The organism is Enterobacter cloacae complex sp. 2015409 (assembly GCF_041365315.1).
Lineage (GTDB): Bacteria > Pseudomonadota > Gammaproteobacteria > Enterobacterales > Enterobacteriaceae > Enterobacter > Enterobacter pseudoroggenkampii.
Window position 1 is genome coordinate 377,753 of record NZ_JBFTVM010000002.1, and the last position, 25,757, is coordinate 403,509.

A 25,757-nucleotide genomic window follows, 5' to 3' on the forward strand; every position below is an offset into this window, starting at 1 on the left:
GGCGTTTGAGAATTTATTATGCTAATCAAATTGTTAACTAAAGTTTTTGGTAGTCGCAACGATCGTACCCTGCGCCGTATGCGCAAAGCTGTTGCCGTCATCAACGGTATGGAACCGGCGATGGAGAAGCTCTCTGATGATGAGCTGAAAGCGAAAACGGCGGAATTCCGTGCGCGTCTGGAAAAAGGCGAAACCTTAGAAAGCCTGATCCCGGAAGCGTTTGCTGTTGTGCGTGAAGCGAGTAAGCGCGTATTCGGCATGCGTCACTTCGACGTTCAGCTGCTGGGCGGTATGGTGCTTAACGAGCGCTGCATCGCGGAAATGCGTACCGGTGAAGGTAAAACCCTGACCGCAACGCTGCCGGCTTACCTGAACGCGCTGACCGGTAAAGGCGTTCACGTGGTAACCGTCAACGACTATCTGGCGCAGCGTGACGCCGAAAACAACCGTCCACTGTTCGAATTCCTCGGTATGACCGTCGGCATCAACATGTCCGGCCTGCCTGCGCCAGCCAAGCGTGAAGCGTATAACGCGGACATTACCTACGGTACCAACAACGAATACGGCTTCGACTACCTGCGTGACAACATGGCGTTCAGCCCGGAAGAGCGCGTACAGCGTAAACTGCACTATGCGCTGGTGGATGAGGTGGACTCCATCCTGATCGATGAAGCGCGTACTCCGCTTATCATCTCCGGCCCGGCTGAAGACAGCTCCGAGATGTACCGTAAGGTCGACAAAATCATTCCACACCTGCTGCGTCAGGAGAAAGAAGACTCGGATACCTTCCAGGGTGAAGGCCACTTCTCCGTTGATGAAAAAGCGCGCCAGGTGAACCTGACCGAACGCGGTCTGGTGAAAATTGAAGAGCTGTTGGTCGCTGAAGGCATTATGGAAGAGGGCGAGTCTCTGTACTCCCCGAGCAACATTATGCTGATGCACCACGTGACCGCCGCGCTGCGTGCCCACGCGCTGTTCACCCGCGACGTCGACTACATCGTAAAAGACGGCGAAGTGATCATCGTCGATGAGCACACCGGCCGTACCATGCAGGGACGTCGCTGGTCTGACGGTCTGCACCAGGCTGTGGAAGCCAAAGAAGGCGTGGATATTCAGAATGAAAACCAGACGCTGGCGTCTATCACCTTCCAGAACTACTTCCGTCTGTACGAGAAGCTGGCGGGGATGACCGGTACTGCCGATACCGAAGCGTTTGAATTCAGCTCTATCTACAAGCTGGATACCGTGGTCGTTCCAACCAACCGTCCGATGATCCGTAAGGATATGCCGGACCTGGTGTACATGACCGAAGCGGAAAAAATTCAGGCGATCATCGAAGATATTCGCGACCGTACTGCCAATGGCCAGCCGGTTCTGGTGGGGACCATCTCCATCGAGAAATCCGAAGTGGTTTCGCACGAGCTGACGAAAGCGGGTATCCAACACAACGTTCTTAACGCCAAATTCCACGCCAAAGAAGCGGACATTGTTGCGCAGGCGGGTTATCCGGCTGCCGTAACCATCGCCACCAACATGGCGGGTCGTGGTACCGACATTATGCTGGGCGGTAGCTGGCAGGCTGAAGTGGCGGAGCTGGAAAACCCAACGCCAGAACAGATTGCCCAGATCAAAGCCGACTGGCAGGTTCGTCATGACGCCGTTCTGGCTTCCGGCGGTCTGCACATCATCGGTACAGAGCGTCATGAATCCCGTCGTATCGATAACCAGCTGCGTGGTCGTGCGGGTCGTCAGGGTGATGCCGGTTCATCCCGGTTCTACCTGTCTATGGAAGATGCGCTGATGCGTATTTTTGCCTCCGACCGTGTATCCGGCATGATGCGTAAGCTGGGGATGAAACCTGGCGAAGCTATTGAGCACCCGTGGGTCACCAAAGCGATCGCTAACGCACAGCGTAAAGTGGAAAGCCGTAACTTCGATATTCGTAAGCAGCTGCTGGAATATGATGACGTGGCTAACGATCAGCGCCGTGCGATCTACACCCAGCGTAACGAACTGCTGGACGTGTCCGACGTGAGCGAAACCATCAACAGCATTCGTGAAGATGTGTTCAAAGCCACCATCGACGCGCATATTCCACCGCAGTCTCTGGAAGAGATGTGGGATATCGAAGGCCTGCAGGAACGTCTTAAAAATGACTTTGACCTCGAACTGCCAATCAAAGAGTGGCTGGACAAAGAGCCTGAGCTGCACGAAGAGACCCTGCGTGAACGTATCTTTGAAACCGCGCTGGACGTTTACAAGCGTAAGGAAGAGGTTGTTGGCGCTGAAATGATGCGTCACTTCGAAAAAGGCGTGATGCTGCAGACCCTGGATTCCCTGTGGAAAGAACACCTGGCGGCGATGGACTACCTGCGTCAGGGTATCCACCTGCGTGGCTATGCGCAGAAAGATCCGAAGCAGGAATACAAGCGTGAATCCTTCTCCATGTTTGCATCTATGCTGGAGTCACTGAAGTACGAAGTGATCAGCACCCTGAGCAAGGTTCAGGTGCGTATGCCGGAAGAAGTGGAAGCGATGGAGCAGCAGCGTCGTGAAGAAGCCGAGCGTCTGGCACAAATGCAACAGCTGAGTCATCAGACCGACGACAGCGAAGCCGCAGCGGCGATCGCCGCGCAGACCGGCGATCGTAAAGTGGGTCGTAACGATCCGTGCCCGTGTGGTTCCGGTAAAAAGTACAAGGCGTGCCACGGCCGTCTGAGCTAAGTTCATAAAAAAACAAAAAGGCGCAGACATCTGCGCCTTTTTTATGGAAGTAACAATATGAAAATACTGCAAATTGCCGTCGGGATTATTCGCAACCCGCAAAACCAAATCTTCATCACCCAGCGCGCTGCCGACGCCCATATGGCGAACAAGTGGGAGTTTCCGGGCGGTAAAATCGAGTCAGGTGAAACGCCGGAAGAGGCGCTGGTTCGGGAACTTCAGGAAGAGGTGGGGATCACTCCGCTTGGTGCAACGCTGTTTGATAAGCTTGATTACCAGTTTCCGGACAGGCACATCACGCTGTGGTTCTGGCTGGTGGAAAACTGGGAAGGTGACCCCTGGGGAAAAGAGGGACAGCCGGGTAACTGGGTAGAGCTTCAGGCAAGTGATGCCGAAAAATTCCCGCCAGCTAATGAACCTGTGATCCTGCGGTTAGTCGCACAACCGTAGGCCTGCTGAGCGACGCGCCAGCAGGCTTTACAGATTACTGCTGGGTTTCACTCCAGTCGTCGCTGTCCGAGAGATCGCCTTTACTCGGAATGCGTTTCTCTTCCGCCGCCCATTCGCCCAGGTCAATAAGCTGGCAGCGTTTGCAGCAGAATGGGCGGAACGGACTCACTTCGCCCCAGACAACGGTTTTGCCACAGGTAGGGCAGCTTACGGTGGTGACATCAGACATCGGCACTCCTTAACAACAGGCCAGTTCAAAATCGAGACGTTCCGGCACGGTGCCATTTTCACTATCCAGCGGCATAAAGCGAATCGCAAAGCGGCTCTTATGCCCGGAAATCTGCGGGTAAAGCTGTTCGCCAAGAGACAGATTGAGACGCAGAAGATCGGCATCATCACCGTTATCCTGGAAGAAACCATTCAGGCTGGTTTGCTTGCGGAACGGTGCAGAGTTACGAATCAGATCGAGGATCAGCGACAGCGTCTGGTGCATCGGCTCCAGGCTTGCCAGCCAGCTGTTCACCTGCGCGTCACGCTGCGCCTGTGGCATATGTAGCCACATATGCAGCGTCGGTAGGTCGAAGCTACAGCAGCCGCCAGGGATGCTCAGACGCTGGCGGACCAGGCCAATCAGGCGGTCTTCACGCAAAAACTGCCCGACGCGCGGCGCGGCCATCAGGATGCTGCTGCTGGTTTTAAGCTGCTGACGAAGGGAATCGATACGGCTTACATCCACCCCCGGAACCTCAGCCCATGCCTGTAATTTACGCTGCTGGCGCTCCAGCTCTTTGAGTAATTCTGTGCGGACATCGCCGCGTTCAATCACATCCAGCAGATCGCCTACGTTGCGGAAGAAGTGCAGCGCCGTAGCGTGATCGTTAACCGGCAGATGTTGTGAAAGCTGCTGAATGAGAAATTCGATGCGCAGCCAGGTGCGCATTTTTTCGTTGAGCGGATGCTCAAAAAGGATGTGTGTCGACATTATGGTTTTTCCTGTGCAACGGCCTGCGCGGCAAACGTCAGATACTGCGCGTGCAGACGGGCAACATCCGATGCAATGGCATCTGGTGCGCCGTTATTATCAATGACATCATCCGCCACGGCAAGGCGCTGAGCGCGCGTAGCCTGAGCGGCAAGAATGTGTTCAGCATGCTCCCGCGAGACATGGTCGCGCGTCATGGTTCTCTGGATTTGCGTTTCGGGAGAGACATCAATCACCAGCACCCGATCGGCTTTCTTCTGCAGCTGATTTTCAACCAGTAGCGGAACCACCCATAAGACATAGGGCGAGCGGGCCGCGGCGATCTGACGCTGAGTTTCCAGGTGGATGATGGGGTGGAGAAGGCTATTAAGCCAGGCTTTTTCCGCGGAATCGGAAAAAATGCATTCACGAAGCTGACGGCGATTCAGTGTGCCATCGGCATTGATGATGGCCTGACCAAAATGTTCTGCGATGGCCTTTAGCGCGGGTGTATTGGGCTCTACCACCTGGCGGGCAATGATATCGGCATCGATAATCGTGATACCCAAACGAGAGAAAGCGTCAGCAACGGTACTTTTGCCACTACCGATGCCGCCGGTTAATGCGACGATATACCCCATTAAATCAAATCCTGGGAATTATTCATTTTTAAAATCAGTTGATTAAAATTCTTGCGTGCGCCAGCCACTGTTTAGCCCCGTTTACCGGCTTTTTACCAGGTAAATTTATAGGATTGTAGCGTAAAAAAAGAGAATTTCGCAGTCTTGCGGAGCAGGTATTAGTGCGTATGATAACGTCACTGGAGTTGTGCTTTTAACATATTTGCCTCTAACCCCAGGAATCCGCACATGCGTATCGAAGAAGATCTGAAGTTAGGTTTCAAAGACGTTCTTATCCGCCCTAAACGCTCTACACTGAAAAGTCGCTCAGACGTTGAACTCGAACGTCAATTCACCTTTAAGCATTCCGGTCAGACCTGGTCTGGCGTGCCGATCATCGCTGCCAACATGGATACTGTGGGAACCTTTGAGATGGCAACCGCCCTGGCACAGTTCGACATTCTCACCGCCGTGCACAAACATTACAGCCCTGAAGAGTGGAATGCGTTCGTTGCGTCCGCGTCTGCTGACGTGGTGAAGCATGTGATGGTCTCTACCGGTACCTCCGATGCGGATTTCGAGAAGACTAAACAGATCCTGAATGCTAATCCGGCGCTGAACTTCGTTTGTATTGATGTGGCGAATGGTTACTCCGAGCACTTCGTGCAGTTCGTCAGCAAGGCGCGTGAGGCCTGGCCGACGAAAACCATCATCGCGGGCAACGTGGTGACCGGTGAAATGTGTGAAGAGCTGATCCTCTCCGGTGCAGATATCGTGAAAGTAGGTATTGGCCCGGGCTCCGTATGCACCACGCGCGTCAAAACCGGCGTCGGTTATCCGCAGCTCTCCGCCGTCATTGAATGTGCCGACGCGGCGCACGGGCTCGGCGGCCAGATCATCAGCGACGGCGGTTGCACCATGCCGGGTGATGTTGCAAAGGCATTCGGTGGCGGTGCGGACTTCGTGATGCTCGGCGGTATGCTGGCAGGTCACGAAGAGAGCGGTGGTACCGTGGTTGAAGAGAACGGCGAGAAATTTATGCTGTTCTACGGCATGAGCTCTGAATCCGCGATGACCCGTCACGTCGGTGGCGTGGCAAAATACCGTGCGGCAGAAGGCAAAACCGTGAAGCTGCCTCTGCGCGGCCCGGTTGAATACACCGCGCGCGATATCCTCGGCGGCCTGCGCTCGGCTTGCACCTACGTTGGGGCATCCCGCCTGAAAGAGCTGACGAAACGTACAACGTTTATTCGCGTTCAGGAACAGGAAAACCGCGTATTCAATAGCCTGTAATGGTTTTCGCTGGCGCATGCCCATGCGCCAGCACTGTTTTACGCTAACCCGCGCTCATCGCATCCCCCAGATGGAAAATCGGCAGGTACATTGCCACCACCAGCGTACCGATAATGACCCCCGTCACAATCAGAAGCACTGGCTCGAGAAGTGCCGCCAGGCTATCTGCCCGTTGAAAGGTCTGTTCCGTGTGATGTCGGGCGAGGTTTGCCAGCATGATGTCCAGCGCACCTGACATTTCGCCGGTTCGTAAAAGCTGAATGCACAGCGGGGTAAAGATGGCCGCTTTCTGAAAGGATGACCAGACGGGGAGGCCTTTTTCAATGTCCTCTCGCACGCCGCGAAGTATTCCCTGCCAGTACCGGCTCTCAACAGTTTCCTCTGCACTCGCCAGGCCCTGTAAAAAGGGGATGCCCGCCTGTTGCGTGAGTGACAGCACGGTAAAGATATGTCCCAGTTTTTGACCTTTTGCCAGTGCGCCCAACACGGGAGTTAGCATCAGGATGCGCTGCCAGCGAGGATTCTGCCGCAGAGTCCAGGCGGTGGCTAAGGGCGCGAGTAACGCGGCGAACAACGCAAGGGCATATGACCGCATAAATGCGGCCATCCCCATGACCATTTGCGTCAGCAGCGGAAGCGGAGTGTTAAACGTTTTGTAGATCGCGGCAAACTCGGGCAAGACCAGGATGACCATCGCCAGCACCACGAGTACGGCCAGGGTCAGGACGATCGCCGGGTAGCGCAGCGCCTTTTTCACTTTCGCACTGAGCTGCTGCTGCGCTTTTTGCTGCTGCGCGAGCTGGCGACAGCACTCCTCCAGCTTCCCTGTGAGCTCACCGGTTTTCACCATCGAGACATGCAGTGGGCTAAAAACGGCTGGCCACTTTTTTAGCGACTCAGAAAAGGGGGCTCCCTCACTAAGCTCATCGGCAATGCTTTGCAGCAGCGCCTGCCACGGTTTTAACGGATGTTGTTCTGCCAGCATCTGCAGGCTGTGGGACAATGTCAGCCCGGCCTGCAGAAGCGTTGCGAGCTGGCGAAACATCTCGTAGCAGTGGTGTGGCCGCCAGCGGTGTCGCTGAGCGCATCGGGTCAGCGTCAGAGGATGGAGGCCGCTGTGCATCAGCCGGGTGAAGGCGGCATTGCGGTCTGTGGCCCAGAGAGTCCCGCTTCGGGGTTCTCCTTCCTGGGTGAGCGCTCGCCAGCGCCAGAGCTGATTAGCAGCCATCCGGCATGCCCAGGACGCGCACCAGCTCTTCGATCGTGGTCATTCCCTGTTCGACGGCCATGCAGCCGTGCTCAAAAAGAGAAATCATTCCCGCCTGCCGGGCGCTCGCCTCTATCACTTCTGTTCCCGCCCCGCTGGCAATGGCCTGCCGCAGGGCATTGTCGATCGCGAGTACTTCAAAAATGGCCACACGGCCATAAAAACCGTGATAACAACGCTCACAGCCGATGGGCTGCCAGCGTGGAAGCGGTCTGGACCATACGGCGCGCGGTAATTCAGCATGCTCGCTGGCTTCCCGGCGACAGTGCGGGCACAGACGCCGGACCAGCCGCTGGGCAATCACCATCGACAGCGCGGAAGATATCATCCAGCGCGCCACGCCCATCTGCTCCAGGCGAGTCAAGGCTTCCGTCGTCGAGTTGGTGTGCAGCGTTGATAGCACCAGGTGCCCGGTCTGGGCAGCATTAATGGCAATCCCTGCCGTTTCACCGTCACGAATTTCGCCGACCATAATGATGTCTGGATCCTGGCGTAGCAGCGCCCGCAGCACGCTCTGGAATGTTAAACCCGCCCGGGGATTAATCTGCGTCTGGTTTAATCCCGCAAGGGGGATCTCAATGGGATCCTCCACGCTACAGATGTTGACGTCAGGGGTGTTACGCGCCTGCAGCGCGCTATACAGCGTCACGGTTTTGCCGCTGCCGGTAGGGCCGGTAACCAGAATTAGCCCCTGCGGCTGGTGGAGGGCCTCATTAAAACAGGCCAGTTGTTCAGCACTCATGCCAAGCGCTTTTGGCTCAAGGGCCTGCTGAACCTGATGCAGGAGACGCAGCACAATTTTCTCGCCGCCGCTGCAGGGAAGCGTCGCGATCCGAAACGAGACCGGCGCGTTCGCCAGCTCAATCGTAAACTGACCGTCCTGTGGCAAACGACGCTCTGCAATATCCAGGTTACCCAGCACTTTTAAACGCGCGCTGAACTGGCTTGCCAGCGAGGCGGAAAGCGGAGGCTGGGGGCAAAGAACCCCGTCGATGCGTAAACGGATCTGGCACGCGTGCTCCATCGGTTCGATATGAATGTCGGAGGCGCGCTGGTTGATTGCCTGCTGCAGCGTGTGGTTGAGGATATCTACCGTTGAGTGCGTTTGCGAAACAACGGGCAGATGGGATTGTGACGTTAGCTGTCGTTGTTTTTCCATGCGCTCAGCGCTCCAGCACTCAATATCAATTCGTTTCTGGGTGGCGAAACGCAGCGCCTCCATCAGTTCAGCCGCGGGGTTGCCTACAACGGCGATGCTGACCATGTCACTGTCGCTGTTGAGCAGCAGAGCGTGATGGCGCAGGCAAAGCGCCACGAGTTGATCGGTATTCATTTTCCGCTCCTCAGTTATTGTCGAAGCGGAAAACGTCTTCGCAGGCCTGCTTCAGGGCGCTGTCAGCACTGATGCTGCAGTCACGCGTCCAGCCCGTCATACCGTTGCCGTCGCTCCACCGTGGCGTCATGGTTACCGTCAGCCCGTTAAGACTTTCCTGTCCTGTTAAGGTCACGACCCCTTTCGCTACGCTCATTCCCGAAACGTATCGTGTCGTGGTGGGGGAAGGGATGCCGTTGCTGCCGGCATCGCAGCTTTCCACACCACCGTGATCCAGCGCGCAAAGCTCGATGGCGGTGCGGTAGGGAACGAAGGTTTGCAGCATATCGGTCAGCGCCGCCTTGCGCAGGTAATTCTGATAGGCGGGGACGCCGATGGCGCTCAGAATCGCAATAATGCCAATGACCACCATCAGCTCAATGAGTGTGAAGCCTTGTTGTCTGTCCATATCTGCTCCTTATGCAAAGTGGCGCTACTTTGTCAGCGGGAAAGAACAGAAACGAGGGGCAAAAAAGGGAACGGGAAGGGGGCTTCAGAGAATTTATTCAGTATTGCAGGGAAGAACAGCGGATCTGCGAGCGGGGCAGAAATTCCCCTCTCCGGGTGGAGAGGGGAGAATGCGTTATTTAAAACGCATTGAGAGGTCGAGAGCGCGAACGTGTTTGGTTAGCGCACCGACGGAGATGTAATCCACGCCGGTTTCGGCGAATTCACGGATCGTTTCGAAAGTGACGTTCCCGGATACTTCAAGCTGAGCCCGGCCGTTTGTCAGTTTTACCGCCTCGCGCATCTGCTCTGTTTCGAAGTTATCGAGCATGATGATATCGGCCCCGGCCTTAATCGCCTGCTCCAGCTCGTCCAGGTTTTCGACTTCCACCTCAACCGGTACATCCGGGTGCAGCCAGAAGGCTTTCTCCACCGCCTGACGCACGGAGCCAGAGGCAATAATGTGGTTCTCTTTAATCAGGAAGGCGTCGGACAGGCCCAGACGATGGTTTGCGCCCCCGCCGCAGAGCACCGCATATTTCAGCGCGGTGCGCAGGCCCGGCAGCGTTTTGCGGGTATCCAGCAGCTGAGTGCGGGTACCGGCCAGCAGGTCAACGTAGCGACGCACTTCGCTGGCCACGCCTGAGAGCGTTTGTACAAAATTGAGCGCGGTACGTTCGCCGGTCAGCAAGACGCGGGAAGGACCGTCCAGTTCGAACAGCGGCTGGTTGGCCTTGACTGCATCGCCGTCTTCCACGTGCCAGGTCACCTGCACATCGTCGCCTGCCAGTTGAGTAAAGACCTCTTCAACCCAACGCTTGCCGCAAAAAACACCGTCTTCACGGGTGATGATGACCGCGTGGGAGCGCGTCTCTTTTGGCAATAATTGTGCGGTAATATCCTTATCAGCATTAACGTCACCGCCCAGATCTTCTTTCAAAGCATGGGAGACGCTTGCCGGAATATCCATATTAATACGTTCCAGAAGCGCTTCACGTCGGTGGTCGGGGTTATAGCGGCGAGGCGGCATGATAAAACTCCAAATTGGTAACGAATCATAATATTGAAACATGCTACTCTGAACCGAGTCTTTGCACCATACAGAAGGAGTTCCAGCATGTTGTTAGAAAACGGATGGCTGGTGGATGCGCGGCATGTGCCCTCGCCGCACCACGATTGCCGCCCGGAGGATGAAAAGCCCACACTGCTGGTGGTTCATAATATTAGTCTCCCGCCGGGTGAATTTGGCGGCCCGTGGATCGATGCGTTATTCACGGGAACGATTGATCCCGCTGCTCATCCCTTTTTTGCTGAAATTGCGCATCTGCGCGTATCGGCTCACTGCCTGATTCGTCGCGATGGTGAAGTGGTTCAGTATGTTCCCTTTGATAAGCGCACCTGGCATGCCGGGGTGTCGATGTATCACGGGCGCGAACGGTGCAACGATTTTTCTATCGGGATCGAACTGGAAGGCACGGATACGACGCCTTATACCGATTCACAGTATCAACAGCTAGCGGCCGTGACCCGCACGCTTATCGGACTCTACCCGGCTATCGCCGACAATATCACGGGGCACAGTGATATTGCCCCGGAGAGAAAAACCGATCCCGGCCCGGCCTTTGACTGGCCCCGGTTTCGCGCCATGCTCACCGCGTCGTCAGAATAAGGAGATACCATGACGTTGTTTACCATGCTGCTGGTTATCATCGCTGAACGCCTGTTCAAGCTCGGCGAGCACTGGCATCTGGATCACCGGCTGGAAGTGTTTTTCCGCCGGATTAAGCACTTTTCCATGCTGCGCACCCTGCTGATGATGGCGGGCGTGATGGTGATTACGTTCCTGCTCCTGCGCTCGCTGCACGGACTCTTTTTCAACGTGCCGCTGCTGGTGGTGTGGATCCTGCTTGGGGTGCTGTGCATTGGTGCGGGCAAGGTGCGTTTGCACTATCACGCCTACCTGAAAGCCGCCTCCCGTGACGATGCCCATGCGCGCGGTGCCATGGCGAGCGAGCTGACGATGATCCACGGCGTGCCGCCGGACTGCGACGAGCGCGAATTTCTGCGCGAACTGCAGAACGCGCTGCTGTGGATTAACTTCCGCTACTACCTGGCACCGCTGTTCTGGTTCGTGGTGGGCGGCCCGTGGGGGCCGGTACTGCTGATGGGGTATGCGTTCCTGCGCGCCTGGCAGACCTGGCTTGCCCGCTATCTGACGCCGCATGAACGTTTGCTGTCCGGCATCGATGCCATCCTGCACGTGCTCGACTGGCTCCCGGTTCGTCTGGTGGGCGTGGTGTATGCGTTAATTGGACACGGTGAGAAAGCGCTGCCCGCGTGGTTTGCTTCGCTGGCCGACCGCCATACGTCGCAGTACCAGGTGCTAACGCGTCTGGCGCAGTTCTCGCTGGCGCGTGAGCCGCATACCGACAAGATTGAAACACCGAAAGCCGCTGTCTCCATGGCGAAGAAAACGTCGTTTGTGGTGGTGGTGATCGTGGCACTGCTGACGATTTACGGCACGCTGGTGTAAGCCAGCGCGCCGCAAAGACTACAGCGTATCCGCGGGCGGGATGCCGAAATCAGGCATCCCGTTTTCATTCCAGCGGACGAGCTTCAGGCGGGTATGCCGGTTCGGATCGTACAGCGGATCGCCCTCAATTTCGGTGTAATTACGCGCGTGATACACCAGCACGTCTTCCCCTTCCTGCGTTTGCGTAAAGCTGTTGTGTCCCGGGCCGAACTGGCGGTTTTCATAGCTGGTAACGAACACCGGACGCGGGGATTTGTGCCAGTTTGTCGGATTTTGCGGATCGGCATTCAGGTCTATCCACAGTAGCCCCATACAGTAGTTCTCGTCGGTGGCGCTGGCGGAATAGCTGATAAACAGCTTATCGCCGTGAACCAGCACCGCCGGGCCTTCGTTAACCCAAAATCCGCGACACTCCCAGTCATACTCCGGCTTGCTGAGCATCACCGGCTCGCCTTTTAGCGTCCACGGGTTCGCCATTTCGCACAGGTAAAGGTTGGAGTTCCCGGTGATATCCGGCGCTTTTTGCGCCCACAGATACCAGCGTTTTCCCTGATGCACAAAGGTGGTGGCGTCCAGGGCGAAGGTGTCGAAAGGCGTTTTTATCTGCCCTTTTTCCACCCACGCGCCGGTAAGCGGATCGTCGTCAGCACATTCAATGGCGAACATTCGGTGCTGGAACATCCCGAGCGCGTCGAGCGCCTGGGTGTGCGTCGCGGCAAAGTAGATGTACCACTTCCCGTCAATGTGGTGCAGTTCAGGTGCCCAAATGAGCTGGCTCATCGGGCCGGTCTCGGGTTTGCGCCAGACCACCACTTCTTCAGCATTACATAAGCCTTCCAGCGACGCTGCGCGGCGTATCGCCAGCCTGTCGTACTGCGGCACGGAGGCGATAAAATAGTACTGCCCCTCATGGCGTAAAATGTACGGGTCGGCACGTTGTTCGATAAACGGGTTTGGCCACTGATGCATTTGGCTCTCCTTATTTTGTCTCTGCGGCTTTTAGTTCCTGATAGTCGCTCAGTTCACGGTAATTGGTGCGACGTTTTTCCAGGTCTTCCTGAATGCGTTTCATCGTTTCACGGTCAACCTTCAGCAGCCGTACTACGCCCGCGGTGATTAAGTATCCAATGCCGGGAATGACGGTAAACAGCAGGACGATCCCGTTGATGGCGTCCGCGCTCTGCGCTTTTTCGCCCGCGTCATAGCCGTACCAGGAGAGCAGGAAGCCGACCATCGCCCCGGCAATCGCCAGCCCTAATTTCAGGAAGAAGATGTTGCCGGAGAAGCTGATGCCCGTGATGCGCTTCCCGGTCTTCCACTCGCCGTAGTCGTCCACGTCGGCCATCAGCGACCAGTGCAGCGGAGACGGGATCTGGTGCAGGATGTTCAGCAGGACATAGAGCACCACAATGGTGACGGTGGCTTTCGGGTCGAAGAAGTAGAAGGCGCAGGAGAAAATCGCCAGCACGATATTGGTCCAGAAGAAGACCTTCAGCTTACACCAGCGGTCGGTCAGCACTTTTGCCAGCACGCTGCCGAGCATCATGCCGACCACGCCCAGGCTGATAAACAGCGTAGCGAAGTGGGTGCTCTGGCCCATCACCCAGGTGACGTAATACATGGTGGCCGCCATACGGATGAAGCCCGGGCAGACGTTGCAGAGCGTCAGCAGCAGAATGCGTACCCACTGGTCGTTCTTCCACACGTCTTTCAAATCGTTTTTCAACTCGTCGTTGGTCTGTACCGCCGGGCGCACGCGCTCGCGCACGGTGGCGAAGCAGAACAGGAACATGCAGGTGCCAATCAGCGCCAGCACGGTCATCGCCATCTGGTAGCCTTTGGCTTTGTTGTCCCCGCCAAACCAGTCGGCCATCGGCAGCAGCGTTAATGAGAGCAGCAGCGTGGCGATGCCGACCAGCACGAAGCGATACGACTGGCAGGCCACGCGTTCTTTTGGATCGTTGGTGATTACCCCTCCTAAGGAGCAGTAGGGGATGTTGATTGCCGTATAGGTCAAAGAGAGCAGGAAGTAGGTGACAAACGCATAGATAACTTTGCTGTTATAGCTCCACTCCGGCGTGGTGAACATCAGGATGCTGAACAGCGCGTAGGGGAAGGCGATCCACAGCAGCCATGGACGAAACCGGCCATATTTACTGCGGGTACGGTCGGCAATCGCGCCCATGATCGGGTCCGTTACGGCGTCAATTACGCGGACGGACAGCAGCAGCACGCCGACCAGCGCAGGCGCGAGGCCAAAAATATCCGTATAAAAATAGTTAACAAACAGCATGATGGCGCCAAAGATAATGTTGCATCCGGCGTCGCCCATCCCATAGCCGATCTTTTCTTTTACTGACAGTGTGTTGTTATCCATCGACAGCTCTCCGGTTTACGGTATGGAGAGAATTATTCGCTGGCGAAGGGATATATGCGTTGCAGTATCAGGGCGGTGATATGGATAAATGCGCTGTGGGCGCGAAAGTGTGAGGGAGGTAACAACGCGCGGTACCCGTAAAAGCAGGTACCGCGGAGGGAGGCTTAGTGCGCCTTCATGGCATTACGGCTTTTCTGACTGAAGAGATAGCCCACGCCCAGGATCGCAATCCAGACCGGGATCAGGTAGACGGAAATCGCCATACCCGGAGTGATCAGCATGATCACCAGCACGGCCGCCATAAACAGCAGGCAGATCCAGTTACCCAGCGGATAGAGCAGGGCAGGGAAGCGCGTGGTGACGCCCTGCTGCTGTTTCGCGCGGCGGAACTTGATGTGTGCCAGGCTGATCATCGCCCAGTTGATGACCAGGGCAGAGACCACCAGCGCCATCAGCAGGCCAAACGCCGACTCGGGGGCCATGTAGTTAATCAGCACGCACAGGGCGGTCACGATGGCGGAAACAATGATGGTATTCACCGGTACGCCGCGTTTATCAACGTTAAGCAGCATCTTCGGCGCGTTGCCCTGTTGGGCAAGGCCGAACAGCATACGGCTATTGCAGTATACGCAGCTGTTGTATACGGAGAGCGCTGCGGTCAGCACCACGATGTTCAGGGCGTTGGCGACAAAGGTGTCGCCCAGCTCGTGGAAGATCAGTACAAACGGGCTGGTGTCGGCGGTCACGCGCGTCCACGGCAGCAGAGAGAGCAGCACGGCCAGCGAGCCCACATAGAAGATCAGAATACGGTAGATAACCTGATTTGTGGCTTTCGGGATGCTCTGCTCCGGGTTGTCGGCTTCAGCGGCAGTGATCCCTACCAGCTCCAGACCGCCGAAGGAGAACATAATGATGGCCATCATCATCACCAGACCGGTCATGCCGTGAGGCAGGAAGCCACCCTGTTCCCAGAGGTTGCGCACGGTGGCCTGCGGTCCGCCGTTGCCGCTGAACAGCAGCCAGCCGCCAAAGATAATCATCGCCACCACGGCAATGACTTTGATGATGGCGAACCAGAACTCCATCTCACCGAACACTTTTACGTTGGTCAGGTTAATGGCGTTAATAATGACAAAGAAGGCCGCAGCAGAAGCCCAGGTTGGGATTTCGGGATACCAGAACTGAATGTATTTCCCGACGGCGGTAAGCTCAGCCATGGCAACCAGAACGTACAGCACCCAGTAGTTCCAGCCCGAGGCGAAACCGGCAAAGCTGCCCCAGTATTTATAGGCAAAGTGGCTGAAGGAGCCTGCGACCGGCTCTTCAACGACCATTTCGCCCAGCTGGCGCATGATCAGAAAAGCAATGAAACCCGCAATCGCGTAACCCAAAATAATACCCGGACCGGCAGACTGGATAACGGATGCGCTGCCCAGAAACAGGCCGGTACCTATCGCACCGCCCAGTGCGATGAGCTGAATATGGCGGTTTTTAAGCCCGCGCTTTAGCTGATCGCCGTGCTGTTGAGCTTCCATTTGAAACCTCGTGTGTGGTTGTTATGTTCACGCTGTGCGTGTGTAATTATGAAAATCCATATTCTGTATTTATTTCTTTACGGTTAACGAGACCGAAAAAAGCGGAGATGACTTCCGTAAGCGCAAGAATAGTGGTAAGCGCCTGCGAATGCACCTGCTTTATGAAGGGGTGATGACGACTTGAATAAAAAGAAAGCATTTGTAAATCGGTCCGCTCGTTGTTCCTAACCCAACCTATAGAATAGAAATGCGCCGTAAGTGGGCGAATTTTCATTTTTTGCCTTGTTGAATCGCTTCAGATTGCAAAAACCCTCGTTTCATTATGGTTAAAACTCCCTCTTTAGGAGTAATCAACTCATTTGTGCAAAGTTACATTTCTGAAACGTTATTTCTGTAAGGTTGTTAAAATGTGCAGGGTTTACTGATTTCAATCAAAACCAATATGGACAGAAGGTGAATACTTTGTTACTTTAGCGATACGAAATAGAAATTGGTAAGACCAATTGACTCCGGGCAAAAAGGCGTAAGACAGGGAATATGGCCTACAGCAAAATTCGCCAACCAAAACTATCTGATGTGATTGAGCAGCAGCTGGAGTTTTTAATCCTCGAAGGGACTCTGCGCCCGGGTGAGAAACTTCCACCAGAACGCGAGCTGGCAAAACAGTTCGACGTTTCACGTCCCTCTCTGCGTGAGGCGATTCAACGTCTCGAAGCAAAGGGCTTGCTGCTTCGTCGCCAGGGCGGCGGAACCTTTGTGCAAAACAGCCTGTGGCAGAGCTTCAGCGATCCGCTGGTAGAACTTCTCTCTGACCACCCAGAATCCCAGTTTGACCTGCTTGAGACCCGTCACGCGCTTGAAGGGATTGCGGCCTATTACGCCGCCCTTCGCAGCACTGATGAAGATCGCGTGCGCATCCGCGAACTGCATCAGGCCATTGAACGGGCACAGCAGTCCGGCGATTTAGACGCCGAGTCCAGCGCCGTCGTCCAGTATCAAATCGCCGTCACCGAAGCGGCACACAATGTGGTGCTCCTCCATCTGCTACGCTGCATGGAGCCGATGCTGGCCCAGAACGTTCGTCAGAATTTTGAATTGTTGTATGCCCGTCGGGAGATGCTCCCACTGGTAAGCAACCATCGCACCCGAATATTCGAGGCGATAATGGCCGGGGAACCGGAGCAGGCGCGTGAAGCGTCGCACCGCCATCTGGCTTTCATTGAGGAAATCTTGCTGGACCGCAGCCGTGAACAATCGCGACGCGAACGTTCATTACGCCGCATACAGCAACGAAAGGATTAAGCGCCAGGTACTTTTAGAGCGCGGCAACTAAACGCAGAACCTGTCTTATTGTGTTCTTGCTCAAGAGCACAATGGGACAGGTTCCAGACAAATCAACGTATTAGATAGATAAGGAATACCCCCATGTCAGAACGTCTCCAAAATGACGTGGATCCGATCGAAACTCGCGACTGGCTACAGGCGATCGAATCGGTCATCCGTGAAGAAGGTGTTGAGCGCGCTCAGTATCTGATTGATCAGCTGCTTTCTGAAGCCCGCAAAGGCGGTGTGAAGGTTGCTTCAGGTGCAGGGGCTAGCAACTACGTAAACACGATTGCCGTCGAAGACGAACCGGAATACCCGGGCAATCTGGATCTGGAACGTCGTATCCGTTCTGCAATCCGCTGGAACGCCATCATGACCGTTCTGCGCGCCTCCAAGAAAGACCTGGAGCTGGGTGGCCACATGGCGTCCTTCCAGTCTTCTGCGACCGTTTACGAAGTGTGCTTCAACCACTTCTTCCGTGCAGCGAACGAGAAAGACGGCGGCGACCTGGTGTACTTCCAGGGCCACATCTCTCCGGGCATCTATGCACGTGCCTTCCTGGAAGGTCGTCTGACTGAAGAGCAGATGAACAACTTCCGTCAGGAAGTTCACGGTAAAGGTCTGTCTTCTTACCCGCACCCTAAACTGATGCCTGAATTCTGGCAGTTCCCGACCGTATCTATGGGTCTGGGCCCAATCGGTGCGATCTACCAGGCTAAATTCCTGAAGTATCTGGAGCACCGTGGTCTGAAAGACACCTCTGAGCAGACCGTTTACGCCTTCCTGGGCGACGGCGAAATGGATGAGCCAGAATCTAAAGGTGCGATCACCATCGCAACCCGTGAGAAGCTGGACAACCTGTGCTTCATCATCAACTGTAACCTGCAGCGTCTGGATGGTCCGGTAACCGGCAACGGCAAGATCATCAACGAACTGGAAGGCATCTTCGCAGGTGCTGGCTGGAACGTGATCAAAGTCATGTGGGGCGGTCGTTGGGATGAGCTGCTGCGTAAAGACACCAGCGGTAAACTGATCCAGCTGATGAACGAAACCGTTGACGGTGACTACCAGACCTTCAAATCCAAAGACGGTGCCTACGTTCGTGAGCACTTCTTCGGCAAATACCCTGAAACCGCAGCCCTGGTTGCAGACTGGACTGATGAGCAGATCTGGGCCCTGAACCGCGGTGGTCACGATCCGAAGAAAGTCTACGCTGCACTGAAAAAAGCGCGTGAAACCAAAGGTAAAGCGACTGTAATCCTGGCCCACACCATCAAAGGTTACGGCATGGGTGATACCGCAGAAGGTAAAAACATCGCTCACCAGGTTAAGAAAATGAACATGGACGGCGTGCGTTATATCCGCGACCGTTTCAACGTTCCAGTGACCGATGAGCAGGTAGAAAACCTGTCTTACATCACCTTCCCGGAAGGTTCTGAAGAGCACAAGTACCTGCACGAACGTCGTCAGGCGCTGAAAGGCTACCTGCCAGCTCGTCAGCCAAACTTCACCGAGAAGCTGGAACTGCCAGCGCTGGAAGACTTCTCTCAGCTGCTGGAAGAGCAGAACAAAGAGATCTCTACCACTATCGCTTTCGTTCGTGCCCTGAACGTGATGCTGAAGAACAAGTCGATCAAAGATCGTCTGGTTCCAATCATCGCCGACGAAGCGCGTACTTTCGGTATGGAAGGTCTGTTCCGTCAGATCGGTATCTACAGCCCGAACGGCCAGCAGTACACCCCGCAGGACCGTGAGCAGGTTGCCTACTACAAAGAAGACGAGAAAGGTCAGATCCTGCAGGAAGGTATCAACGAACTGGGCGCAGGCGCATCCTGGCTGGCTGCTGCGACTTCTTACAGCACCAACAACCTGCCGATGATCCCGTTCTACATTTACTACTCCATGTTCGGGTTCCAGCGTATCGGTGACCTGTGCTGGCAGGCAGGCGACCAGCAGGCTCGCGGCTTCCTGGTAGGCGGTACTTCCGGTCGTACGACCCTGAACGGTGAAGGTCTGCAGCACGAAGATGGCCACAGCCATATTCAGTCTCTGACTATCCCTAACTGTATCTCTTACGACCCGTCTTACGCGTACGAAGTGGCAGTCATCATGCATGACGGTCTGCAGCGCATGTACGGTGAAGCGCAGGAGAACATTTACTACTACATCACCACCCTGAACGAAAACTACCACATGCCGGCAATGCCAGCAGGTGCCGAGGAAGGTATCCGTAAAGGTATCTACAAACTCGAAACCATTGAAGGTAGCAAAGGTAAAGTTCAGTTGCTGGGCTCCGGTTCTATCCTGCGTCACGTACGTGAAGCAGCGCAGATCCTGGCGAAAGACTACGGTGTCGGTTCCGATGTGTACTCTGTTACCTCCTTCACTGAGCTGGCGCGTGATGGCCAGGATTGTGAGCGCTGGAACATGCTGCACCCAATGGAAACCCCACGCGTTCCGTACATCGCTCAGGTGATGAACGACGCGCCAGCGGTGGCGTCTACTGACTATATGAAACTGTTCGCTGAGCAGGTTCGTACTTACGTTCCAGCTGATGATTATCGCGTTCTGGGTACTGACGGCTTCGGTCGTTCTGACAGCCGCGAAAACCTGCGTCACCACTTCGAAGTTGATGCTTCTTACGTGGTTGTAGCAGCACTGGGCGAACTGGCTAAACGTGGCGAAATCGATAAGAAAGTGGTTGCAGACGCAATCACCAAATTCAACATCGATGCAGAAAAAGTTAACCCGCGTCTGGCGTAAGAGGTAAAAGAATAATGGCTATCGAAATCAATGTACCGGACATCGGGGCTGATGAAGTTGAAATCACCGAGATCCTGGTCAAAGTTGGCGACAAAGTTGAAGCTGAACAGTCGCTGATCACCGTAGAAGGCGACAAAGCCTCTATGGAAGTCCCGTCTCCTCAGGCTGGCATCGTTAAAGAGATCAAAGTCTCTGTTGGCGATAAAACCGAGACTGGCAAACTGATCATGATTTTCGATTCCGCCGACGGTGCAGCAGCTGCTGCACCTGCGCAGGAAGAGAAGAAAGCCGCTCCGGCCGCCGCTGCTCCAGCCGCTGCCGCGAGCGCGAAAGAAGTGAACGTGCCTGACATCGGCGGTGACGAAGTTGAAGTCACTGAAATCCTGGTGAAAGTGGGCGACACCGTTGCGGCCGAGCAGTCACTGATCACCGTAGAAGGCGACAAAGCCTCTATGGAAGTGCCAGCGCCGTTCGCCGGTACCGTTAAAGAGATCAAGATCAACACCGGTGACAAAGTGTCTACTGGCTCCCTGATTATGGTCTTCGAAGTGGCGGGTGCAGAAGGCGCTGCCGCGCCTGCACAGGCCGCTGCTCCGGCTCCAGCCGCAGCACCAGCCGCTGCTGGCGGCGCGAAAGACGTTAACGTACCGGACATCGGCGGTGACGAAGTTGAAGTCACCGAAGTGATGGTGAAAGTGGGCGACAAAGTTGCCGCTGAACAGTCACTGATCACCGTTGAAGGCGACAAGGCTTCTATGGAAGTCCCTGCGCCGTTCGCGGGTACGGTTAAAGAGATCAAAATCAGCACCGGCGACAAAGTGTCTACCGGCTCTCTGATCATGGTCTTCGAAGTGGAAGGCGCTGCGCCTGCCGCAGCTCCGGCTGCCGCGGCTGCTCCAGCACCGGCTGCTGCACCGGCTCAGGCTGCTAAACCAGCCGCTGCTCCTGCTGCTAAAGCAGAAAAATCTGAGTTCGCTGAAAACGACGCTTACGTCCACGCTACCCCGCTGATTCGTCGCCTGGCGCGCGAATTCGGTGTGAACCTGGCGAAAGTGAAAGGGACCGGCCGTAAGGGTCGTATCCTGCGCGAAGACGTTCAGACCTACGTGAAAGACGCGGTGAAACGCGCCGAAGCTGCACCAGCTGCAGCCGCTGGCGGCGGTATCCCGGGCATGCTGCCATGGCCGAAAGTGGACTTCAGCAAGTTCGGCGAAATCGAAGAAGTGGAGCTGGGCCGTATCCAGAAAATCTCTGGTGCTAACCTGAGCCGTAACTGGGTGATGATCCCGCACGTTACGCACTTCGATAAGACCGATATCACCGATCTGGAAGCGTTCCGTAAACAGCAGAACGCCGAAGCCGAGAAGCGCAAACTGGACGTGAAATTCACCCCAGTGGTCTTCATTATGAAAGCGGTTGCTGCGGCTCTGGAACAGATGCCACGCTTCAACAGCTCCCTGTCCGAAGACGGTCAGAAGCTGACGCTGAAGAAATACATCAACATCGGTGTTGCGGTTGATACGCCAAATGGTCTGGTTGTTCCAGTCTTCAAAGACGTGAACAAGAAGAGCATTACCGAGCTGTCCCGTGAACTGACCGTGATCTCCAAGAAAGCGCGTGATGGTAAGCTGACTGCCGGCGAAATGCAGGGCGGCTGCTTCACTATCTCCAGCATCGGCGGCCTGGGTACTACCCACTTCGCGCCGATTGTGAACGCGCCGGAAGTGGCTATCCTCGGTGTGTCCAAGTCCGCGATGGAGCCGGTGTGGAATGGCAAAGAGTTCGTACCGCGTCTGATGATGCCAATCTCTCTGTCCTTCGACCACCGCGTGATCGACGGTGCTGATGGTGCGCGTTTCATCACCATCATCAACAACATGCTGAGCGACATTCGCCGCCTGGTGATGTAATCGAAAAGCCGGCCAGTCGGCCGGCTTTTTTCTGATAATCTCATGGGGTTTGTGAGGTTATTGGCGAAAGCGACAATTCGTGAGCCGTTTGTTGTTTCAAAATTGTTAACAATTTTGTAAACTGCGGGCGGATAGAACGACCCGGTGGACGACGGGTATAAATTAAGAGGTCATGATGAGCACAGAAATCAAAACTCAGGTCGTAGTACTTGGGGCAGGCCCGGCAGGTTACTCCGCAGCATTCCGCGCCGCGGATTTAGGTCTGGAAACCGTCATCGTAGAGCGTTACAGCACCCTCGGCGGTGTTTGTCTGAACGTCGGCTGTATCCCTTCTAAAGCGCTGCTGCACGTAGCGAAAGTTATCGAAGAAGCCAAAGCGCTGGCTGAACACGGTATCGTCTTCGGCGAGCCGAAAACCGATATCGACAAAATTCGTACCTGGAAAGAGAAAGTTATCACTCAGCTGACCGGCGGTCTGGCGGGTATGGCCAAAGGCCGTAAAGTGAAAGTGGTAAACGGTCTGGGTAAATTCACCGGTGCGAACACCCTGGAAGTGGAAGGCGAAAACGGCAAAACCGTGATCAACTTCGACAACGCGATCATCGCGGCAGGCTCTCGCCCAATCGAACTGCCATTCATTCCGCATGAAGATCCACGCGTGTGGGATTCCACCGATGCGCTGGAGCTGAAAACCGTTCCTAAGCGTCTGCTGGTTATGGGCGGCGGTATCATCGGTCTGGAAATGGGTACCGTGTACCATGCGCTGGGTTCAGAGATCGACGTGGTTGAAATGTTCGACCAGGTTATCCCTGCTGCCGACAAAGACATCGTTAAGGTCTTCACCAAACGCATCAGCAAGAAATTTAACCTGATGCTGGAAACCAAAGTGACTGCCGTTGAAGCGAAAGAAGACGGTATTTACGTTTCCATGGAAGGCAAAAAAGCCCCATCCGAACCACAGCGTTACGACGCCGTGCTGGTGGCTATCGGCCGTGTGCCGAACGGTAAAAACCTCGACGCGGGCAAAGCTGGCGTGGAAGTGGACGACCGTGGCTTCATCCGCGTTGACAAACAGCTGCGCACCAACGTGCCGCACATCTTTGCTATCGGCGATATCGTCGGTCAGCCAATGCTGGCGCACAAAGGTGTTCACGAAGGTCACGTTGCCGCTGAAGTTATCGCCGGCATGAAGCACTACTTCGATCCGAAAGTCATCCCATCTATCGCGTACACCGAGCCAGAAGTGGCATGGGTGGGTCTGACCGAGAAAGAAGCGAAAGAGAAAGGCATCAGCTACGAAACCGCCACCTTCCCGTGGGCTGCTTCTGGCCGTGCTATCGCGTCCGACTGCGCAGACGGTATGACCAAACTGATCTTCGACAAAGAGACTCACCGCGTAATCGGTGGTGCGATTGTCGGTACCAACGGCGGCGAGCTGCTGGGTGAAATCGGTCTGGCTATCGAAATGGGCTGTGACGCTGAAGACATCGCGCTGACCATCCACGCTCACCCGACTCTGCACGAGTCCGTGGGCCTGGCGGCAGAAGTGTTTGAAGGTAGCATCACCGACCTGCCGAACGCGAAAGCGAAGAAGAAATAAGTTTCTTCATGATTGCGAAACGCCTCCGAAGGAGGCGTTTTTTTTGGGTTTTGATTTCAGATATTAAGCTGTAAATATTAATTTATTTTAGATTGTAAATAAAATTTCATACAGCAAATGAATGTGTTTGTTATTTGAAATTCCCCAGATCTATATTTAATATTATTGGGGATCATGTTCTATTGATAATGGATTGGTTGGTTTGACTTAAGGATTAAATGGTGTATTACTATTCTCATAATTACTTTATTCAACTAAAGGTATTATTATGAATAGTTATGAATTAACTTCTGAGATTCGTGATTTAAAAGTAATGGGTGCCAGAACGCAATCAGGAAGTGGCTGGGCAAGCGCGACCCATAGACTTATCGCGCTTGATAAAGAAACCTTGCAACCCGTTAGCATTGACTGGTGGTATGAAGATGAGACCACCTCTCGCTTTACCGGCCCCGTATTTACTGACACGCGTCCAGATGTACGCTTGCTGGCAAATTCCGATGTTTATCGGCTGGGTGACGTCATTAATATCAGTAATTGTGGTGGTTCGGGTTCCGCATTAGCGGCCATTAAAAATGACGGTACTGTTGAAGCGTGGGGAATGCCTAAAAATGGTGGTACATCACCAACAAGCGATCGAAATCATAACGTCAGAGCCGTTTACGGTGGCTGGGATACGTCTGCTTCGGTTAATGCCAATGGTCAGGTATTTACCTGGTCCGTCGATGATGATAACCCTTTACCGGATAACGTGGCGGCGTTGAATGATATTTTAGATATTAAAGTGGTCCAATATTTTACCGATCGGGGTAATTATACCTATCTGGCGTTGCGGGCTAATAACCAAGTGGTGCAGTGGACAGATGGTACTTCACATAATGATTTTCCAGCAGACATTGCCGAGCGTAAAGACTTCATTGCCATCCAGACCACGGAATATGCCTTTGCGGGAATAACCCAAAATGGCCATGTACTTGCCTGGGGAAATGCGACATACGGAGGCGAGTTGCCGGAACATCTAAAGAAAGTCGATGACATTGTCACCCTTTACAGTAATCAAGGTGCGTTTGTGGCACTCCAGGCCTCGGGCAGTCTAATTGCATGGGGGAGTGACAAGCATGGCGCTGTTATTCCTGATAATATTGCCAGCCTGACGGACATTGTTTCCGTACACTGTACCGATGCGACTTTTATTGCGTTAAGACAAAATGGCAGCGTGGTTTTTTGGGGGGAAACCTATTACCTGACCGAACTGCCAGCGGAGATCGCCAGCCTGACAGATATTATTGATGTTCAGGCCGCAGTTAATGGGAGCTATGCTTTTTTAACTTCTGAGGGGAAGGTGTACTGCTGGGGACATATTGCTAAATCAATGCCCAATGATATATCTAATGTGGTCGCCCTCACTGGTGGAACCTGGAATGCTTTTGCAGCACTTCGTCGTGATGGTAGCGTTGTTGCCTGGGGTGATGAATATGAGGGCGGTGACACCACGCCCGTCGCAAACGAGCTTTATGACATTCGTGCCATCTATGCTTGCGGCTATCGTTTTTGCGCCCTGCGCAACGATGATCGTCTCTTTGAATGGGGCGAGGAAGCAAGAACAGATATCACAAAGATGCCAGCAGATTTGCAGGGGAATGTTACCTATAGCTTTGTTAAATAATTCACCTGAAATTGCCTGAAAGCATAGACGAAATAAGCCTCTTCAGCTCTGTAAACGCCTCTGTGGAGGCGTTTTCCTCACTCTCTCGCCACTGCAAGCGAAGTGCAATCATGCTATTAAGGCGCAACAGGTTGCCATGATGTATCGGGTCTGTACAGGGTCAATGCTTGGGCTTTCTTGGCTGACTCACTGCCGAGATTACTCTGGTACACCTTGTCATCCTGATTAATTATAAAACTCATCACTCCTGACTGGCCGTAACTGACCGGCCAGGCGATCATTGCAAATCCTTTCTCATCCGGCAGGATGCGGAAACGATAGCCGTGATAACCGGTACCCGGCTCTTTTGGGCTAAATGCCGGTCCGAGCGGACTGGGCGCTTCGCCGGGAGAGGCGGGCCAGTACAAACCGTCTTTTTTCCCTTTCGAGCTGACAATCTTCTGCGCGAATTTCTGGTTCATCGCAAAGTAGCTTTGCTGCGCATCAACATAGGCATGTAAGGCTTCAATGGCGGCAAGTTCGTTACGCCCGATTTCGCGGGTCAGGATCTCTTCGGCCCCTTCTTTGATATCGAATTGCCAACCGGCAGAGGTTTTGATCACCGGGATAGGAAGCTGCCAGCTGTTGTCACCGACAACCAGATGCGCCGTATCCCCTTCGACAACCGTGTTATGACGGACTTTCCAGTCGCGCAGGAAACGATCGACGGCATCCGGGTCAACGCCTTCAGGGGGCAGAAAATCGCGCCAGTTCTCTCCAAGCAGATTGCTCATCGCGCTCTCATTATGCTCACTAATGGCTTTGGTCAGCGCATCGGTTGCCTGATCGGGGGTGCTAAAGGATTGCTGCGCCATCACCGAAGCCGAAAGCATGAACAACACCATGCCACTGAGTAGTTTACTTTTCATGTCGGTTC

General features: G+C 54.6%; 21 protein-coding genes. 10 read left to right on the forward strand and 11 right to left on the reverse strand.

The window, feature by feature from the left end; translation table 11 throughout:
- Positions 1-18: 18 nt before the first annotated feature.
- Both secA and mutT read left to right on the forward strand, forming a co-directional pair.
- Positions 19-2,724, forward strand: coding sequence for a preprotein translocase subunit SecA (secA, locus tag ACDO57_RS15450; protein ID WP_024907463.1), 2,706 nt, complete (start codon positions 19-21; stop codon positions 2,722-2,724).
- A 57-nt stretch (positions 2,725-2,781) separates the two neighbouring features.
- A complete protein-coding gene (mutT, locus tag ACDO57_RS15455; protein ID WP_048989645.1) occupies positions 2,782-3,174 on the forward strand; it encodes an 8-oxo-dGTP diphosphatase MutT in 393 nt (130 codons plus the stop codon).
- A 34-nt stretch (positions 3,175-3,208) separates the two neighbouring features.
- On the opposite strand, the gene yacG is transcribed toward mutT, so the two are convergent.
- The 3 genes from yacG to coaE are packed head-to-tail and all read right to left on the reverse strand — an operon-like array spanning position 3,209 to position 4,776.
- On the reverse strand, positions 3,209-3,403 hold the full coding sequence (yacG, locus tag ACDO57_RS15460; RefSeq protein WP_045401034.1) for a DNA gyrase inhibitor YacG: 195 nt from the start codon (positions 3,401-3,403) through the stop codon (positions 3,209-3,211).
- A gap of 9 nt (positions 3,404-3,412) precedes the next feature.
- Positions 3,413-4,156 (reverse strand): cell division protein ZapD, encoded by a 744-nt coding sequence (zapD, locus tag ACDO57_RS15465; RefSeq protein ID WP_024907466.1) that lies wholly within the window; start codon positions 4,154-4,156, stop codon positions 3,413-3,415.
- Complete coding sequence (coaE, locus tag ACDO57_RS15470) at positions 4,156-4,776, reverse strand: dephospho-CoA kinase (RefSeq protein ID WP_048989643.1); 621 nt, start codon at positions 4,774-4,776, stop codon at positions 4,156-4,158. Before coaE ends, zapD begins: the two co-directional genes overlap by 1 nt.
- A 228-nt stretch (positions 4,777-5,004) precedes the next feature.
- Between coaE and ACDO57_RS15475 the strand changes: the two genes are divergently transcribed.
- Positions 5,005-6,048, forward strand: coding sequence for a GMP reductase (locus ACDO57_RS15475; protein WP_023310407.1), 1,044 nt, complete (start codon positions 5,005-5,007; stop codon positions 6,046-6,048).
- 43 nt (positions 6,049-6,091) lie between these two features.
- On the opposite strand, the gene hofC is transcribed toward ACDO57_RS15475, so the two are convergent.
- The 4 genes from hofC to nadC form a co-directional block, all read right to left on the reverse strand.
- On the reverse strand, positions 6,092-7,276 hold the full coding sequence (gene hofC / locus ACDO57_RS15480) for a protein transport protein HofC (RefSeq protein ID WP_157188601.1): 1,185 nt from the start codon (positions 7,274-7,276) through the stop codon (positions 6,092-6,094).
- On the reverse strand, positions 7,266-8,648 hold the full coding sequence (gene gspE, locus ACDO57_RS15485; protein ID WP_061715963.1) for a type II secretion system protein GspE: 1,383 nt from the start codon (positions 8,646-8,648) through the stop codon (positions 7,266-7,268). Before gspE ends, hofC begins: the two co-directional genes overlap by 11 nt.
- A 10-nt stretch (positions 8,649-8,658) precedes the next feature.
- On the reverse strand, positions 8,659-9,096 hold the full coding sequence (ppdD, locus tag ACDO57_RS15490) for a prepilin peptidase-dependent pilin (RefSeq protein WP_024907471.1): 438 nt from the start codon (positions 9,094-9,096) through the stop codon (positions 8,659-8,661).
- A gap of 174 nt (positions 9,097-9,270) precedes the next feature.
- Entirely contained in the window at positions 9,271-10,164 is an 894-nt protein-coding gene (gene nadC, locus ACDO57_RS15495; protein ID WP_248166007.1) for a carboxylating nicotinate-nucleotide diphosphorylase, read from the reverse strand.
- An 87-nt stretch (positions 10,165-10,251) separates the two neighbouring features.
- Here nadC and ampD point away from each other — a divergent pair, with 87 nt between their 5' ends.
- The gene (ampD, locus tag ACDO57_RS15500) at positions 10,252-10,803 is read left to right on the forward strand and encodes a 1,6-anhydro-N-acetylmuramyl-L-alanine amidase AmpD (RefSeq protein ID WP_370884226.1); all 552 of its coding nucleotides are present in this window, start codon (positions 10,252-10,254) and stop codon (positions 10,801-10,803) included.
- A gap of 9 nt (positions 10,804-10,812) precedes the next feature.
- Positions 10,813-11,667 (forward strand): beta-lactamase regulator AmpE, encoded by an 855-nt coding sequence (gene ampE, locus ACDO57_RS15505; RefSeq protein WP_048989638.1) that lies wholly within the window; start codon positions 10,813-10,815, stop codon positions 11,665-11,667.
- Positions 11,668-11,685: 18 nt separating this feature from the next.
- Here ampE and ACDO57_RS15510 read toward each other — a convergent pair whose 3' ends face one another.
- The 3 genes from ACDO57_RS15510 to aroP all read right to left on the reverse strand — a co-directional run bounded on the left by ACDO57_RS15510 (position 11,686) and on the right by aroP (position 15,579).
- Complete coding sequence (locus ACDO57_RS15510; protein ID WP_370884227.1) at positions 11,686-12,636, reverse strand: family 43 glycosylhydrolase; 951 nt, start codon at positions 12,634-12,636, stop codon at positions 11,686-11,688.
- Positions 12,637-12,646: 10 nt separating this feature from the next.
- Positions 12,647-14,044: a glycoside-pentoside-hexuronide (GPH):cation symporter gene (locus ACDO57_RS15515; protein ID WP_370884228.1), complete on the reverse strand. Its 1,398-nt coding sequence runs from the start codon at positions 14,042-14,044 to the stop codon at positions 12,647-12,649.
- A gap of 164 nt (positions 14,045-14,208) precedes the next feature.
- Positions 14,209-15,579: an aromatic amino acid transporter AroP gene (gene aroP, locus ACDO57_RS15520; protein WP_024907477.1), complete on the reverse strand. Its 1,371-nt coding sequence runs from the start codon at positions 15,577-15,579 to the stop codon at positions 14,209-14,211.
- Between the two features lie 537 nt (positions 15,580-16,116).
- Between aroP and pdhR the strand changes: the two genes are divergently transcribed.
- The 5 genes from pdhR (at position 16,117) to ACDO57_RS15545 (ending at position 24,841) form a co-directional block, all read left to right on the forward strand.
- Positions 16,117-16,881, forward strand: a complete 765-nt coding sequence (gene pdhR, locus ACDO57_RS15525; RefSeq protein ID WP_014882565.1) for a pyruvate dehydrogenase complex transcriptional repressor PdhR — start codon at positions 16,117-16,119, stop codon at positions 16,879-16,881.
- Between the two features lie 123 nt (positions 16,882-17,004).
- The gene (aceE, locus tag ACDO57_RS15530; protein ID WP_024907478.1) at positions 17,005-19,668 is read left to right on the forward strand and encodes a pyruvate dehydrogenase (acetyl-transferring), homodimeric type; all 2,664 of its coding nucleotides are present in this window, start codon (positions 17,005-17,007) and stop codon (positions 19,666-19,668) included.
- Between the two features lie 14 nt (positions 19,669-19,682).
- Positions 19,683-21,578, forward strand: coding sequence for a pyruvate dehydrogenase complex dihydrolipoyllysine-residue acetyltransferase (gene aceF, locus ACDO57_RS15535; RefSeq protein WP_032649787.1), 1,896 nt, complete (start codon positions 19,683-19,685; stop codon positions 21,576-21,578).
- 175 nt (positions 21,579-21,753) lie between these two features.
- On the forward strand, positions 21,754-23,178 hold the full coding sequence (gene lpdA / locus ACDO57_RS15540) for a dihydrolipoyl dehydrogenase (protein ID WP_003856313.1): 1,425 nt from the start codon (positions 21,754-21,756) through the stop codon (positions 23,176-23,178).
- Between the two features lie 268 nt (positions 23,179-23,446).
- Positions 23,447-24,841 carry an RCC1 domain-containing protein gene (locus tag ACDO57_RS15545; RefSeq protein WP_370884229.1) on the forward strand — a complete coding sequence of 465 codons (1,395 nt, stop codon included), beginning with the start codon at positions 23,447-23,449 and terminating at the stop codon, positions 24,839-24,841.
- A gap of 116 nt (positions 24,842-24,957) precedes the next feature.
- Here ACDO57_RS15545 and ACDO57_RS15550 read toward each other — a convergent pair whose 3' ends face one another.
- A complete protein-coding gene (locus ACDO57_RS15550; protein WP_148768621.1) occupies positions 24,958-25,749 on the reverse strand; it encodes a DUF2950 family protein in 792 nt (263 codons plus the stop codon).
- Positions 25,750-25,757 lie beyond the last annotated feature (8 nt).